A 13,153-nucleotide genomic window follows, 5' to 3' on the forward strand; every position below is an offset into this window, starting at 1 on the left:
CCCCATGACTCATGGAATCGATATGCCGCGCCGACGCTTGATCCACACCGGCCTGGCGCTGGCGGCCGGCGCGGCCCTGGCGCCGCTGCCCTTCCGCACGGCAAGGGCCAGCGCGCCGCACCGCATGCTGTTCGCCCACACCTTCTCGCAATCCAGTGAAAAATACGTCGTCACCGGCATCGAACTGTTCAAGGAACTCGCCGAAAAATACAGCGAAGGCCAGTTGTCGGTCGATCTGCACGAAGGCGGCAAGCTCGGCGGACAGACAGAGCTTCCCCAGAAAGTCCAATACGGCGCGATCCAGGCCTGCCAGGTGTCCGCCCAGAATTTCACGCCCTACGCCGAAGTGTTCAACCTGCTCGACCTGCCCTTCCTGTTTCCCGACAAGGACGCCTTCAACACGTATCTGGAAAGCCCGGAATTCGCCGCGTCGGACTTCATGACCCAGCCCGCGCGCAAAGGCCTGCGCATCCTGCCCGGCATGTGGGCCAACACCGGCTTCCGGGTGATCTGCGCCAGCAAACGCAACAATCGGCGCATCCACGTGCCGCAAGATCTGGATGGCGTGAAGCTGCGAGTCACGAATTCGAAGATCGAACAGCAGACGTTCGCCCTGACTCCCGCCAGCCCGGTCTCGATCAACTGGGCTGAAACCTATCAGGCCATGCAGCAGGGCGCCGTAGACGCGCTGCACGTGGGCCTGGGCCCGCTGACGGCCAACCGGATCCATGAGGTTCTGAGCACCTGCACGCGGATCAACATGAGCTTCAATGCGCATGTGGCGATGGTGTCTCGCTCGTGGTACGACAAGCTCCCGGCAGCGATCCGGGAAGCCATCGACCGGGCCGCCGCGGAGTGCTGGGAATACCAGAAGCGCCAGCAAGCCGTGGCGGATGACGCCATGTGGAGCGAATGGAAGGCCGCAGGCATCGAGATCATCGACCTGTCCAGAGAAGAGCGCTCCCGCTGGCTTGAAGCTGTGGGCCATCGTCGCCCCGAATGGGAGCCCTGGAAAAAACGGTACGGCAATGCGCTCTACGAGCAAATCACCGCCTTCACCGCCAAAAAAGCCGCGTAAGTCCGGCGGCGGCTGCGCCCTACGCCCCTATCCCGCCTAGCCCGGCCCCGCCGGGGGAGACTCAAATGGAAAACCGTCTTTGGAAACTGGTCGACGAGAAGCTGGAGCCATGGCTGATGGTCGCCAGCTATGCCTATCTCGTCCTGATCATCCTGATTGAAGTGATACGCCGGCACGCCTTCGGGGCCTCCAGCGAATGGGGCGAAATGACCGCCCGCTACAGCTTCGTGTTCCTCGTGTACGTGGCTGCCGCCCACATCGGCAGAAACCGGGGCCACATCCGCATCGACCTGGTGCCCCGCGCGCTGTCACACGCGAAGCGCCTGTGGCTGTATCTCTATTTCGACCTGCTGCACCTGCTCCTCGTCGCACTCGCCGTGTATCACTCCATCCGTGTCATGCAACTGCAGATGGAGAACGACGTGCTGATGACCGGGCTGGACCTGAACATGGCATTCGCCCAGGCGGCATTGCCGATCGGTTTCCTGCTGCTCGGCTACCGGGTCATCCAGCGATCCCTCGCCATGATCCGGGAATACCAACTGAGCGGCACCGTCGCCATCGAAGGAGGAGAACAAAGTGACTGACGCACACATCGGAGTGGCTGTGATCGCGATCCTGATGATCGTGCATCTTGTCATCGGACTGCCCCTGTTTCTCGTGCTGGGCCTGGGCTCGCTGGCCATGATCGTGGTGGCGGGCGTCTATTCCATCGACATCATCGGGCAGGTTCCCTTCACCGCAGTCGACAACTGGGCCCTGCTCGCCATGCCGCTGTTCATTCTCACGGGAGACATCATTTCCGGGGGCCGGATCGCCAAAGCCCTGACGGACCTGGGCGAGGCCCTGCTGGGCTGGGTCCACGGAGGCCTGGGCATGTCGACCATCGGCGGATGTTTTTTCTTCGCCGGCACCAGCGGTTCGAACTCCGCCGACACCGCCGCCATCGGCAAGATCATGATCCCGTCGATGGTGGAAAAAGGCTACGACAAGCCCTATGCCGCAGCGCTGGCGGCCAGCGGCGGATGCTTGGGCATCATCGTGCCGCCCAGCCTGATCTTCATCATCTACGGGGTCGTCACGTCCACGTCCGTCGGCGACCTGTTCCTGGCCGGCGTGTTTCCCGGCGTCCTCATGGCGGCCTGCATGTGCCTGGCCAATTACCTGGTATGCCGCTACATGAAATGGGGGGTCCAGGCCCGGACAACGTTTTCGGCCAGGCGGCTGGGCGAAAAGGCGTGGGCCGCCCGATACGGCCTGCTGGCACCGGCAATCATCCTGGGGGGCATTTATTCCGGAATCTTCACCCCCACCGAATCGGCGGCGGTCGCCGTCGCATACTGCCTGCTCGTCGAAATCCTGGTCACCCGGGGCCTGTCCTGGAAGGCGGTGCCGGACCTCCTCATACGCAGCGGGAACATCACGGGCATGATCGGGCCGATCATCGCCTTTTCGATCCTGTTCGGAGAGGTCATGTCCGTGCTCCGCATTCCGGATGCCCTGGCCGAAGCGATGATCTCCACGGAAATGGGTTTCGCCGGCACGGTCCTCGCGATCATGGCGCTGCTCATCGTCGTCGGGTGTTTCATGGAAACAATCGCTTCGATCATCATCCTGATGCCCATCCTGATGCCGATCGCTCTGGCGCTGCACATGGATCCCGTCCATTTCGGCGTGTTCATCGTCTGCACGCTCACCATCGGCTTCATCACTCCGCCCGTCGGGATCAATCTCTTCGCCGCCTCAGCGGTCAGCGGAGTGCCCTACCCCGCCATCGCGGCGCGGATCTGGCCGCTTTTCCTGGGGCTCATGGCTGCAGCCACCATCATCGCCTTCGTACCCTGGTTGTCCTTGTGGTTCCGTTAAGATGAGCCAGGCATTTTCTATCGATCCCATCGAGACCCGCGAATCGGCGCGGGTTTTTTTCGCCGCCGGGGCTTCCAGGAAATCGAACGTCGTGACTTTCCGCGCCACGGCGTGACGATCCACCACTACCGGATGGAAAAGCCGCTCTGATCCGTCTCAAGTCACCAGTTGACGCGGACGCCGACGGTGCCGGCGGTGGAGGTCTGGCGGCTGCGGCCGCCGTCGAGCGACCTGCGGTAGCTGACCTGGCCGTAAACGCTCACTTTCCTGCCCACCCTCGCGGTGACGCCGCCGCCGAGTTCCAGCGCAGTGTCGCCGAAGCGAGTCTCGATGATCGGCGAGGAAGCGCCCAGACTCGTGCTGTCACTGCCGGAGAAGGCATGCCAGAGGTTGACCCGCGCATAGGGCTGCCACAGCGTCTCCTGGTCGCCGCTCCCGGTGTACTGTAGCCGCGCCCCGAGCCGCCCGGTCCAGGCCGGGCCTGCATGCCAGTCCAAAGTCGAATACGGGTCCTGCGACCGGTCCACCGACACCCCCTGGTGGATGATCTGCGCCTGAGGTTCGATCAGCCAGCGATTCCCCGCTCCGAAGCGGATCGGGTATCCCGCCTCCAGCGACGCTGTGTATCCCGTCACATGGGTCGAGAGCCCGGCGCCATAGCGGGACGTTGCTTTCGCCTCGTACCAGCTCCCCTGCAACACGCCATCGACATACCAGCCGCTCGGGCCGAAATGCGTCCAATAGGCCCCGACCGACGGCCCGTTCATCTGCAGCCGGCCCACTTCCAGGTTGTGCCCCCCCAGGGCGAAGCCGCGTACCGAAGACGAGTTGTAATCTGAATAGGCCGCATACAAACCGGCATGGTCCCGGTGGCCGCCGGCCGTCGTCCGGCGCAGGATGTCGAGACCCGCCTGGAACCCGATCAGGTTGCCCGTCGCACTTGAATCCACCGTTCCGCTCCAGCGGTTGCTCACGCGCTCCCCGAACACCCGCCCCCAAGCGCCGTTCGCACCGGCCCGCCCCCCCGGCAGGCCGCGCAGATTTTCCTGCTCACCGACACGCTCATGCAGGGTTCCCAAGGTCGCCAGCCCCATCTGGCGGCCGATCGCCGGAATCGGCGCATACAGCGCGACTTCAGGGCGATAAAACGGGATCTGCCGGCCGTGCGCATCAATGAACTGGGAGCGCAAAAACCAGTCGTCCGGACCCGTGCTGCCGCCGCGGAAGAGCTGGTATTCGTAGGCGCCGGCGGCGACACGCCGGCCTAACGTGAAAGCATCGGGCATGGTGGCGCCGCCGCCGGCCACCTGCACCAGCCGGATGCCATCCCCGACAGTCGGCGCGCCCGGGCCGCCGGCGTTGTTGACCAGCACCGAGGTCGTGCCGACGGCCTGGCCGCCATGGATGACCAGCAGGTTGGTCGGCGAGTTGTCGGCACCGAGATAGGTATTGAAGCCGATGGCGCTACCGGCGGCGCCGGCGTAGCTGCCTGCCGTCAGCGTGCTGTATGCCCCCTGCCGCGCCAGGAACTCGATCAGGCCGGCGTTGGCCACCGTGTCCGTCACATTGGAATTTCCGGTCACCCGCCAAGCGCTGCCGGCATCGATCGAGACATGGGTCGCATTCTGCGCCAGGCCGGTCCAGAGACTGCCCTGCGCCAGCGCCACATCAGCGGCATTGCCGGCATCGGCCAGCAGATCGCCGGTCCACTGCGACGCGGTCAGGTTCGCGCTGGCGGTGTTGCCGGGGCCGATCAGCACCAGATTGCCCGCCCAGGCGGTCCTGGAAAGGTTGTAGGTGAGGACCGAGGGATCGACGACGACGTCGCCGGCGAGAGCCGATAGGCCGTCGATGTCCAGTCTCAGGTTGGCCGGATTGCCCGACGCATCCTCGGTCACCTGCGCCAGCAACAGCCGGCCGTTCACGACGGCCGGTTTGATCACCGTGCCGCCACGGATCGAGACGACGCCGACGCCGCCTTCGGCGAGGATGATCGCGCCGTCGGCGGCGCTCAGGCTGCCGCCGACGACCGACACGGCGCTCGGCGCGCTGCCAGCGAGATAGATTGCCGACGATCCGGCGCCGTCCGCCGCGACCGAAGTGCCGGTCGCGGTGAACGTGCCGCCATCGATGCCGGCGATACCATGCGCCGAGCGGCCGTGGGTCGTGACGGCGCCGCCGATGATCGAGGCCGTGCCGCCCTGATTGACCCTGACGCCGAGGGCGCCGTCGCCGGTTGTGGTGATCCCAGTGTGTTCGGCCCGCAGCCGACTATCGGCCCCGACCACCTCTGCGCCATGAGCCTCCAGGCCGATCTCGGCGTCCGGAAACTGGAGGACCGGCGGGCTGCCTCCGGTCACCCTGAAACCGGTGGTGACTTCGGTGCCGCTCACGGTGATCGTGCCTGCGTCGGTCACGAGCAGGCCCGCACTGGACGGGCCGGACGTGCGGACGATGGTGTCGGTCAGCGTGACCTCGCTGCCCGCGCCGCTCGCCTTGGCGCCGGGGGAATCGGGTTGGTAGGTGAAAATACCATAGCCCGAGAAATCGATGCCGGCTCCGGCATCGGCCCATACGCCCGGACTGTTTGCGCCATAAGTGGCAGCCGTCGCGCCATTGCCGGCCTGGATCCTGCTCCCGGCGCCTCGGGCAAGCATGCCCGGGGAGTCGGCGATCACGGTATTTCCGTAATAATCGCCGGTCGCGATGGCGCCGCCGTTGACGGTGATCCTGCCCCCGCCGGTCACGAACAGCCCGGCGCTGCCGTTGCCCAGGATGTTCACGTAAGTGTTGTTCAAGATCAGGCGGCTGCCGGCGCCGGAGGCGACGGCGCCTGCGGCATTATCGCCGAAGCTGAACGTGTTCAGGTCGCTGAGGGTAATCGAGCCACCGACGTCCGCGAAGACGGCGGACGCGCCCACGCCCGAAGTCGTCACGTCGGTGCCGATCAGGGAGATCGTTCCGCCGTCGGCCGCATAGGCGCCGTGCGCGTCATCGAGATCCGTTTCAATACTGTCACCGGTGAGCGTGATGTCGTTGCCCTCCCCGACCGCCTCGACGCCATAGGGACCGGCCAGGAGGACGGCATCGGCCGCATTGCCGGCCGCCTGCACAGAGGGCAGCAGCACCGCCATTGCGGCGCCCAGGATGTAGTGGGGGTTGGAGACGGCGCTCAGCAGCGTATTCTTCAGAAAACCGACGGCAGAAACATCGAAGCCGCGACTGCAAATCCGCTTTTTCAAACGGTCGGCGTGCAAGTGGGTGGCTCCTCTTCGGCAGACAAAGATACGTCACCAAATCATTAGTCAGCCATCTGAAAAATCATTGATAGATGAAAATATTATAGTTGAACGTACTGGACGTTCAGCGGCAACTGAACGCTGTGCGGCATGGCCGAAGGCCACGGCATGCCGAAGATAGCCGCCATGTCCGGACTCATGCATAGCAGATGTGGCGCGCCCGACAGGAATCGAACCTGTATCAGAAGCTTCGGAAACTCCTATTCTATCCATTGAACTACAGGCGCACGGTCCGCCGGCCTGGGCCGGCGATTCTGCCTGGACGCGAGACATCGAGGTCTGCGCAGGCGCCCCTGTCATTGCGACACGGGGACGCCATTGTATCGTGTTTGCGCATCCGCTGCTGGCCCGGGCGGAAGCGTTCCGCTCCCCTCCCCGGTGTATCGACGCAGCATGGACGCGCAGGCCTCATGCAGTCATGCAGGCCAGTCGCTATAATCTTCGGTTGAAGCCTGTAACACGAACGCGTACTAGGATCCCCCATCATGAGTCTCCCTGAAAACGCCCACGGACACGAAAGCGCCATCAAGACCCCGCGTCAGTTGCTGATCACGGTCATTCTGGCCTTCCTGATCCCGATCGCGGTCATCATTCTGCTGGTCAATCTGGTGGGCTCGTCCATCCGCACGGGCGCAGGCTCGGACAGCCAGTCCGAAGAAGCCATCGCCCGGCGCATCCAGCCCGTGGCCGGCTTCAAGCTGGTCGACGCCGACGCGCCCAAGGTCTTCAAGACCGGCGAACAGGTCTTCCAATCCACCTGTTCGGCCTGTCACGGCACGGGTGTCGCGGGTGCGCCCAAATTCGGCGACAAGGACGCCTGGGCCAAGTTCATCAAGCAGGGCTACGAAGACCTGGTCAAGAACGCCATCCACGGCATCGGCGCCATGCCCCCGAAGGGCGGCAACGCCTCGCTGGACGACTTCGAGGTCGCGCGCGCCGTGGTCTACATGACCAACCAGTCGGGCGCCAATTTCGACGAACCCAAGGAACCGGCCGCCGACGGCGCGGCCAAGCCCGAAGCCGCTGCGCCTGCTGCCGCGGCGCCCGCCGCCCCGGCCGAAGCTCCCAAGGCCGCCGAAGCCAAACCCGCCGAAGCCCCGGCCGCCGCGCCCCAGGCCGAGGCCAAGCCCGCTGCCGCCCAGGCGGATGCCGGCAATGCGGTCGGCAAAAAGCTCTACGAATCGGTCTGCATCACCTGCCACTCCATCGGTCTGGCCGGCGCGCCCAAGTTCGGCGACAAGGCCTCCTGGGAGCCCTTCGTCAAGACCGGTCTGGATACCATGCTGAAGAACGCGATCTCCGGCGTGGGCGCCATGCCCCCGCGCGGCGGCTCGCAAGCCTCCGACGACGAGCTCAAGGCCGCCATCCAGTACATGGTGGACGCCGCGAAGTAAGTCCGATCCCGGCCGCCTCGGCGCGGCCTTTCGGCACCCATGAACCCCAGCCTTGCGCTGGGGTTTTTCATCGCCGGGCCGTCCACCGCCGGATATTTCCACCACACCCCTGCCCAACCCAGCACGAAGCGCCTCTAAAATCCCCGCTGCCGTCCTCCACTTTGCAGATGATGGGACGGATTGCCATCGATTTATCCGAGCGAAATATTCCCTTGACGGAATATTCCTATGGAGGAATAATGAATCAGCGATGGGACGTGGAATACACCGACGAACTGGGCGCATGGTGGATCTCTCTGACAGAAGCTGAGCAGGAATCCATCGATGCATCGGTACGGCTGCTGGAAGCCAAAGGCCCCAACCTCGGTTTCCCCCACACATCCGGGATTCGGGGGTCGAAACACGCGCACATGCGCGAACTTCGCATCCAGCACGAGGGGCGGCCCTACCGGATACTGTATGCATTCGACCCTCGTCGCTGCGCCATTCTTCTGCTGGGTGGCGACAAGACCGGCGATGACCGCTGGTACGCAACCCAGGTGCCAATCGCCGATGGGCTATACGACATGCATGTCAGGGCTTTGATCAAGGAAAGGCATCTCCATGACCAATAAATTCAGCGCATTGCGCACCAAGATGTCGCCGGCAGCACAAGCCCGCGCCGCCGCGCGCGCCGAGGCCATGCTGGTGGAAATGCAACTCCAGGAACTGCGTAAAGCCCGCAAAGCAACCCAGGCGGAAGTCGCCAAGGCCCTGTGTGTGGAACAAGCCGCCGTCTCGAAACTGGAGCGCCGTGAAGACATGTACGTCAGCACCCTGCGCGAGTACGTCAAGGCCCTGGGAGGCGAACTGAAGCTGGTGGCGTCGTTCCCCGATGTGGACATTCAGGTCCACCCATTTGAGCCGGTTCGCTAAGGCCCCCACCCTCAGGGAACACCCACCCTGTTTTCAAACAATTGTTTGATTTAGAATGAGGCACCACCCGGCGGGCCAGCCGGGGTTCGTCCGCCCGAACCGGCGCCGACGGGCGGCGTCTTCGCCGTTGCGTCCCTCCGATGCCGGCGGCCCCATGCTCACGCGGAGACAAATCCTCATGCCTCACCCCCTCGTCACGTCGCTGCACCAGTCCATGACGCTGCCCGTCATGGCGGCGCCCATGTTCATCGTTTCGAACCCGGAGCTGGTGGTCGCCCAGTGCGCCAGCGGCATCATCGGTTCGATGCCGGCGCTCAACGCGCGCCCCCAGGAAAAGCTGGGCGAATGGCTGACGCAGATCGAAACCAGCCTGGCGGCCCTGCGCGCCGCGGATCCGGACCGGCCAATTCCGCCCTACGCGATCAACCACATCATCCACCAGTCCAACGACCGGCTGCAGCACGATCTGGAGGTCTGCGCCGAACACCGCGTGCCGCTGATCATCACCAGCCTGCGCGCGCCCAATCAGGTGGTGGACGCGGTCCACAGTTGGGGCGGCAAGGTCTTCCACGACGTGACCACGCTGCGCCATGCGCAAAAGGCGCTGGAGGCCGGTGTCGACGGCCTGATCCTGGTGTGCGCGGGGGCCGGCGGCCATGCGGGCACGCTGTCGCCCTTTGCCCTGCTGGGTGAAGTCCGGCGCATCTTCGACGGCCCGATCTGCCTGTCGGGCGCGATCAGCCGGGGGCAGGACATCCTGGCCGCGCGCGCCATGGGCGCCGACTTCGCCTATGTCGGCACGCGCTTCATCGCCAGCGCAGAAGCCAATGCCCAGCCCGAGTACAAGCAGATGATCGTCGACACGGCCGCCGCCGACATCGTCTACACCCCCTACTTCACCGGCATCCCGGGCAACTACCTGAAGCCTTGCGTGCGCGCCATCGGCCTGGACCCCGACAATCTGCCGGCCGCCCAGGGCACGAACTTCGGCAGCGACAACAAGAAGGCCTGGCGCGACATCTGGGGCGCCGGCCAGGGCGTGGGCAATATCGACGCCGTGCAACCCACCGCCGACATCGTCGCCCGACTGCGCGACGAATACCGCGAGGCCGCCCAGGCGCTGCGCGACGGCTTCGTCGAGGAGGTCCGCGCATGATCCGCATCGAACGCCAAGGGGCCGTCCTGGAGATCCTGATCGACCGGGCGGAACGGCGCAACGCCCTGACCGACGCCATGTACCGCGACATCGAACGCGCCCTGCGCGAGGCCGACGCAGACCCTGCCTGCGCAGCCGTGATCCTGCACGGCGCGGGCGGGCATTTCACCGCCGGCAACGATCTGGCGGAATTCCAGATGCCGCAGGACAGCCGCGACGTGGGCTCGATCGCCTTCCTGCACACGCTGGCGTCCGTGGACGTGCCGGTGATCGCGGCGGTGCGGGGCCAGGCGGTGGGCGTGGGAGTCACGCTGCTGCTGCACTGCGACTTCGTCTACGCCGCCCCCGACGCAGTGTTCCGCCTGCCTTTCGTGTCCCTGGGTCTGTGCCCGGAAGGCGCCTCCAGCCTGCTGCTGCCCCGCCTCGCGGGTGAGCGCCGGGCCGCCCGGTGGCTGCTGGGTGCGGAGCCGTTCGGGGCCGAAGACGCACTGGCCGGCCAGGTGCTGAGCGCCGTAGCGGACGATCCGCTCGCCGCAGCGCGCGCCTGCGCCCAGTCGCTGGCCGCCCAGCCGGGCCCGGCCGTGCGCGCCAGCAAGCGCCTGCTGCGCGAGCCCGGCCGCGCCGAGGTCCATCGCGTCCTGGACACAGAGGCGGCGGTGTTCTTTGAGCGCCTGAAGTCGCCCGAGGCCCAAGCGGCTTTTCAGAAGTTCTTCGCTCGGAAGCACTAAGCAATTCCTCGCGCCTTGCAAGGCGCTCCGATTCGTCAGGCGCCGAGCAGTCCGCAGGGACTGCTCGGCGCCTGGACTCATCCTGATCTGTTGTTTTTCCATCAAGAATCGGGACTGGTTTCACCCCCTTGCACAAGATTAGGGTTTTCCCCTATCTTTCGCCTAGGGTTTACCCTATACTGACTCTATTGAAACTTACAGCTTCTGAAACAGGAGTCAGTCATGTACGCTACGCAAACCCCGAATCTGCTGTCCGACGCCCTCGAACGCGCCTACAGCCAATCCATCCTGAACGCCTCGCAGCCCCTGTCGCTGAGCAAGATCGCTCGCCGACTGGGCCGTACGCTGGGTCGCGCCGTCACCGCCACCGGCCGCTTCATCGCCGACGCGATCAACGCCCAGGCCGAAGCCCGCGCGCGCGCCATGGATTACACCCGCGCGCCCTGGTAATCCATCTGCAAGGTGAACCCGGACGCCGGGCAGTCCCTGCGGACTGATTACCGTTTCAACAGCGCCTTCAACCGGTCCAGCGTCCGGTCGGGATCGGTATCGCCGACAGGACGCGGCACTTCTGCCTGCAGGCCCATTTCGGCAATGAAACGCGAGGGCTCGCAGATCGTGTCCTCGCGCCCGCGCCGCCGCTTGCGGCACCAACTGACCCGCAGCGTGCGCTGCGCGCGCGTGATGCCGACGTACATCAGGCGGCGTTCTTCCTCGATGCGGCGCGCCCGGGCCGCAACGGCGGCCTCGCTGACATCGCCCTCGTCGTCGCCGCCCCGGTGCGGCAACAGGCCTTCCTCGACCCCGATCAGGTAGACGTGGGGATATTCCAGCCCCTTGGACGCGTGCAGGGTGGACAGCTTGACCGCGTCGGGCTCCTCGTCATCGGCACGTTCCAGCATGGTGACCAGCGCGACGTGCTGGACCAGTTCCAGCAGCGTCATATCGTCCTCGTCCGCCTTGCGCTTGAGCCAATCCAGCAACTCCAGCACATTGGTCCAGCGGGCCAGGGCCTGGCGTTCGTCCAGTGTGTCGTACAGGTGGCGCTCATACCCCATGGCGGCCAGCAGGTCGTCCAGCACGCGCCCGGCATCATCACCGCGCAGGCCGTCGATGCCCACGGCCGCGCCCGCCAGGCCGGCCGGCGCTCCGGGCCGGGCCGCCTGCAAGGCGGCTGACGGGAGGGTCGCCAGGTCCGCATCGAAAGCCGGCGGATCCGCGTCAAATGCGGGCGGATCCGGATCGAAGGCCAGCAGATCGCCCTGCACATCCGCGCCCGGCAAGGGCGGCACCGCGCCGCCGCGCCGCGCCGCGCGCGCCTGGAAATGATCCACCAGCCGGACGAACTGATGCACGGCCTCGCGCTGCCGGCCGGCCGGCAGGACCGCCTCGGACACGTCAGCCGCCACCGCGTACAGCGACACGCCGCGCCGGGCGGCCTCCGTCCCCAGGGCTTGCAGCGTGCCCTGGCCAATGCCGCGCCGGGGCGTGGTCGCGGCGCGGATGAAGGCCGGGTCCTCGTCCTCGTTGGCGATCAGCCGCAGCCAGGCCAGCACGTCGCGGATCTCGGCCTTGTCGAAGAAGCTCTGCCCGCCCGACACGGTATAGGGAATCCGCAGCGTGCGCAGGGCCTGTTCCATGATGCGGGCCTGGTGATTGCCCCGGTACAGCACGGCGAAATCCTTCCACTGGGCCTGACGCTCGAAGCGCGCCGCCGACAGGCGCATGGCGATGGACTCGGCTTCGGCCAGGTCGGAATCCATGGGCGTGACCACGATGGGCTCCCCCGCCCCCAATTCCGACCACAAGGTCTTGTCGAAGGTCTTGGGATTGTGGCCGATCACCTGGTTGGCCGCCTCCAGGATGCGCTGGACGGAGCGGTAGTTCTGTTCCAGCTTGATCAGCCGCAGCGCCGGGTAGTCGCGCGAGAGCTGGGCCAGGTTTTCCACCGTGGCGCCGCGCCAGGCGTAGATCGCCTGATCGTCGTCGCCCACCGCCGTGAACATGGCCCGGTCCCCGCACAGCATCCGCACCAATTGATACTGGCAGACGTTGGTGTCCTGGTATTCGTCCACCAGCAGATACTGGACCCGCGCCTGCCAACGCGCGCGCAGGGCCTCGTCGGACGCCAGCATCTGCGCGGGCAAACGGATCAGGTCATCGAAATCCACCGACTGATAGGCTTTCAAGGTCGCCTCGTAGCTGCGGTAGACGCGCACCGCCTCGGCCTCGTCGGGCCCCTGGGCGACCCGCGCCGCCCCATCCGGGTCCAGCAGGGCGTTCTTCCACAGGGAAATCGTCTGCTGCACGGCCCGCAGGCGGGCGCGATCGGTGGTGGCCAGCAGTTCCTGGACGATGCCCTGGGCATCGGTCGCGTCCAGGATCGAGAAGCCGCGCTTCAGCCCCGCGCCGGCGTATTCCTCACGCAGAAACCGCAGTCCCAGAGAATGGAAGGTTCCTACCGTCAGCCCGCGCAGCAGCCGGGGATCGACCAGGGTGCGGACCCGCTCGTTCATTTCGCGCGCCGCCTTGTTGGTAAAGGTCAGCGCCACGATGTGGCGGGCCTGGTAGCCGCACTCGCGCAGCAGATAGGCCATTTTCTGGGTGATGACGCGGGTCTTGCCGCTGCCCGCGCCGGCCAGCACCAGGCACGGGCCGTCCAGATAGAGCACGGCCTCGCGCTGGCGGGCGTTCAGGGCGTCCAGGCCTTCCATCAC

The 13,153-nt window shown here is 65.8% G+C and carries 11 protein-coding genes and 1 tRNA gene; 9 read left to right on the forward strand and 3 right to left on the reverse strand.

Translation table 11 applies throughout. From position 1 onward, the window contains the following. Positions 1 to 4 precede the first annotated feature (4 nt). From ACFO0J_RS01350 to ACFO0J_RS01360, 3 genes are all read left to right on the forward strand, one after another. On the forward strand, positions 5 to 1,078 hold the full coding sequence (locus ACFO0J_RS01350) for a TRAP transporter substrate-binding protein (protein ID WP_376811262.1): 1,074 nt from the start codon (positions 5 to 7) through the stop codon (positions 1,076 to 1,078). 65 nt (positions 1,079 to 1,143) lie between these two features. After that, positions 1,144 to 1,665: a TRAP transporter small permease gene (locus ACFO0J_RS01355; protein ID WP_376811263.1), complete on the forward strand. Its 522-nt coding sequence runs from the start codon at positions 1,144 to 1,146 to the stop codon at positions 1,663 to 1,665. After that, positions 1,658 to 2,944: a TRAP transporter large permease gene (locus ACFO0J_RS01360; protein ID WP_376811264.1), complete on the forward strand. Its 1,287-nt coding sequence runs from the start codon at positions 1,658 to 1,660 to the stop codon at positions 2,942 to 2,944. Before ACFO0J_RS01355 ends, ACFO0J_RS01360 begins: the two co-directional genes overlap by 8 nt. A 161-nt stretch (positions 2,945 to 3,105) precedes the next feature. On the opposite strand, the gene ACFO0J_RS01365 is transcribed toward ACFO0J_RS01360, so the two are convergent. Together ACFO0J_RS01365 and ACFO0J_RS01370 are read right to left on the reverse strand one after the other, a co-directional pair. Further along, positions 3,106 to 6,201, reverse strand: a complete 3,096-nt coding sequence (locus ACFO0J_RS01365; protein ID WP_376811265.1) for an autotransporter family protein — start codon at positions 6,199 to 6,201, stop codon at positions 3,106 to 3,108. 194 nt (positions 6,202 to 6,395) lie between these two features. Continuing rightward, positions 6,396 to 6,470, reverse strand: a tRNA-Arg gene (locus ACFO0J_RS01370). A 258-nt stretch (positions 6,471 to 6,728) separates the two neighbouring features. On the opposite strand from ACFO0J_RS01370, the gene ACFO0J_RS01375 reads away from it, so the two are divergent. The 6 genes from ACFO0J_RS01375 (at position 6,729) to ACFO0J_RS01400 (ending at position 10,886) form a co-directional block, all read left to right on the forward strand. Beyond that, the gene (locus tag ACFO0J_RS01375; protein ID WP_376811266.1) at positions 6,729 to 7,637 is read left to right on the forward strand and encodes a c-type cytochrome; all 909 of its coding nucleotides are present in this window, start codon (positions 6,729 to 6,731) and stop codon (positions 7,635 to 7,637) included. Between the two features lie 239 nt (positions 7,638 to 7,876). Then, the gene (locus ACFO0J_RS01380; RefSeq protein WP_376811267.1) at positions 7,877 to 8,251 is read left to right on the forward strand and encodes a type II toxin-antitoxin system RelE/ParE family toxin; all 375 of its coding nucleotides are present in this window, start codon (positions 7,877 to 7,879) and stop codon (positions 8,249 to 8,251) included. Continuing rightward, positions 8,241 to 8,552: an XRE family transcriptional regulator gene (locus tag ACFO0J_RS01385; protein ID WP_376811268.1), complete on the forward strand. Its 312-nt coding sequence runs from the start codon at positions 8,241 to 8,243 to the stop codon at positions 8,550 to 8,552. Before ACFO0J_RS01380 ends, ACFO0J_RS01385 begins: the two co-directional genes overlap by 11 nt. 178 nt (positions 8,553 to 8,730) lie before the next feature. Continuing rightward, positions 8,731 to 9,708, forward strand: a complete 978-nt coding sequence (locus tag ACFO0J_RS01390; protein ID WP_376811269.1) for an NAD(P)H-dependent flavin oxidoreductase — start codon at positions 8,731 to 8,733, stop codon at positions 9,706 to 9,708. Beyond that, entirely contained in the window at positions 9,705 to 10,436 is a 732-nt protein-coding gene (locus tag ACFO0J_RS01395) for an enoyl-CoA hydratase-related protein (protein ID WP_376811270.1), read from the forward strand. The genes ACFO0J_RS01390 and ACFO0J_RS01395 overlap by 4 nt, the downstream gene beginning before the upstream one ends. 222 nt (positions 10,437 to 10,658) lie before the next feature. Then, entirely contained in the window at positions 10,659 to 10,886 is a 228-nt protein-coding gene (locus ACFO0J_RS01400; protein ID WP_376811271.1) for a hypothetical protein, read from the forward strand. Positions 10,887 to 10,933: 47 nt separating this feature from the next. Here the strand turns inward: ACFO0J_RS01400 and ACFO0J_RS01405 are convergent, their stop codons facing one another. Then, positions 10,934 to 13,150 (reverse strand): UvrD-helicase domain-containing protein, encoded by a 2,217-nt coding sequence (locus tag ACFO0J_RS01405; protein ID WP_376811272.1) that lies wholly within the window; start codon positions 13,148 to 13,150, stop codon positions 10,934 to 10,936. Positions 13,151 to 13,153: the final 3 nt, after the last annotated feature.

This window comes from Castellaniella hirudinis (genome assembly GCF_042651965.1).
Taxonomy (GTDB): Bacteria; Pseudomonadota; Gammaproteobacteria; order Burkholderiales; family Burkholderiaceae_B; genus Castellaniella; species Castellaniella hirudinis.

Bases quoted from the DNA above. Each gene is read 5' to 3' on its own strand.
- ACFO0J_RS01385 (WP_376811268.1), top strand. From the start codon at position 8,241: ATGACCAATAAATTCAGCGCATTGCGCACCAAGATGTCGCCGGCAGCA.
- ACFO0J_RS01375 (WP_376811266.1), top strand. From the start codon at position 6,729: ATGAGTCTCCCTGAAAACGCCCACGGACACGAAAGCGCCATCAAGACC.
- ACFO0J_RS01390 (WP_376811269.1), top strand. From the start codon at position 8,731: ATGCCTCACCCCCTCGTCACGTCGCTGCACCAGTCCATGACGCTGCCC.
- ACFO0J_RS01395 (WP_376811270.1), top strand. From the start codon at position 9,705: ATGATCCGCATCGAACGCCAAGGGGCCGTCCTGGAGATCCTGATCGAC.
- ACFO0J_RS01380 (WP_376811267.1), top strand. From the start codon at position 7,877: ATGAATCAGCGATGGGACGTGGAATACACCGACGAACTGGGCGCATGG.
- ACFO0J_RS01350 (WP_376811262.1), top strand. From the start codon at position 5: ATGACTCATGGAATCGATATGCCGCGCCGACGCTTGATCCACACCGGC.
- ACFO0J_RS01355 (WP_376811263.1), top strand. From the start codon at position 1,144: ATGGAAAACCGTCTTTGGAAACTGGTCGACGAGAAGCTGGAGCCATGG.
- ACFO0J_RS01405 (WP_376811272.1), bottom strand. From the start codon at position 13,150: ATGGAAGGCCTGGACGCCCTGAACGCCCGCCAGCGCGAGGCCGTGCTC.
- ACFO0J_RS01400 (WP_376811271.1), top strand. From the start codon at position 10,659: ATGTACGCTACGCAAACCCCGAATCTGCTGTCCGACGCCCTCGAACGC.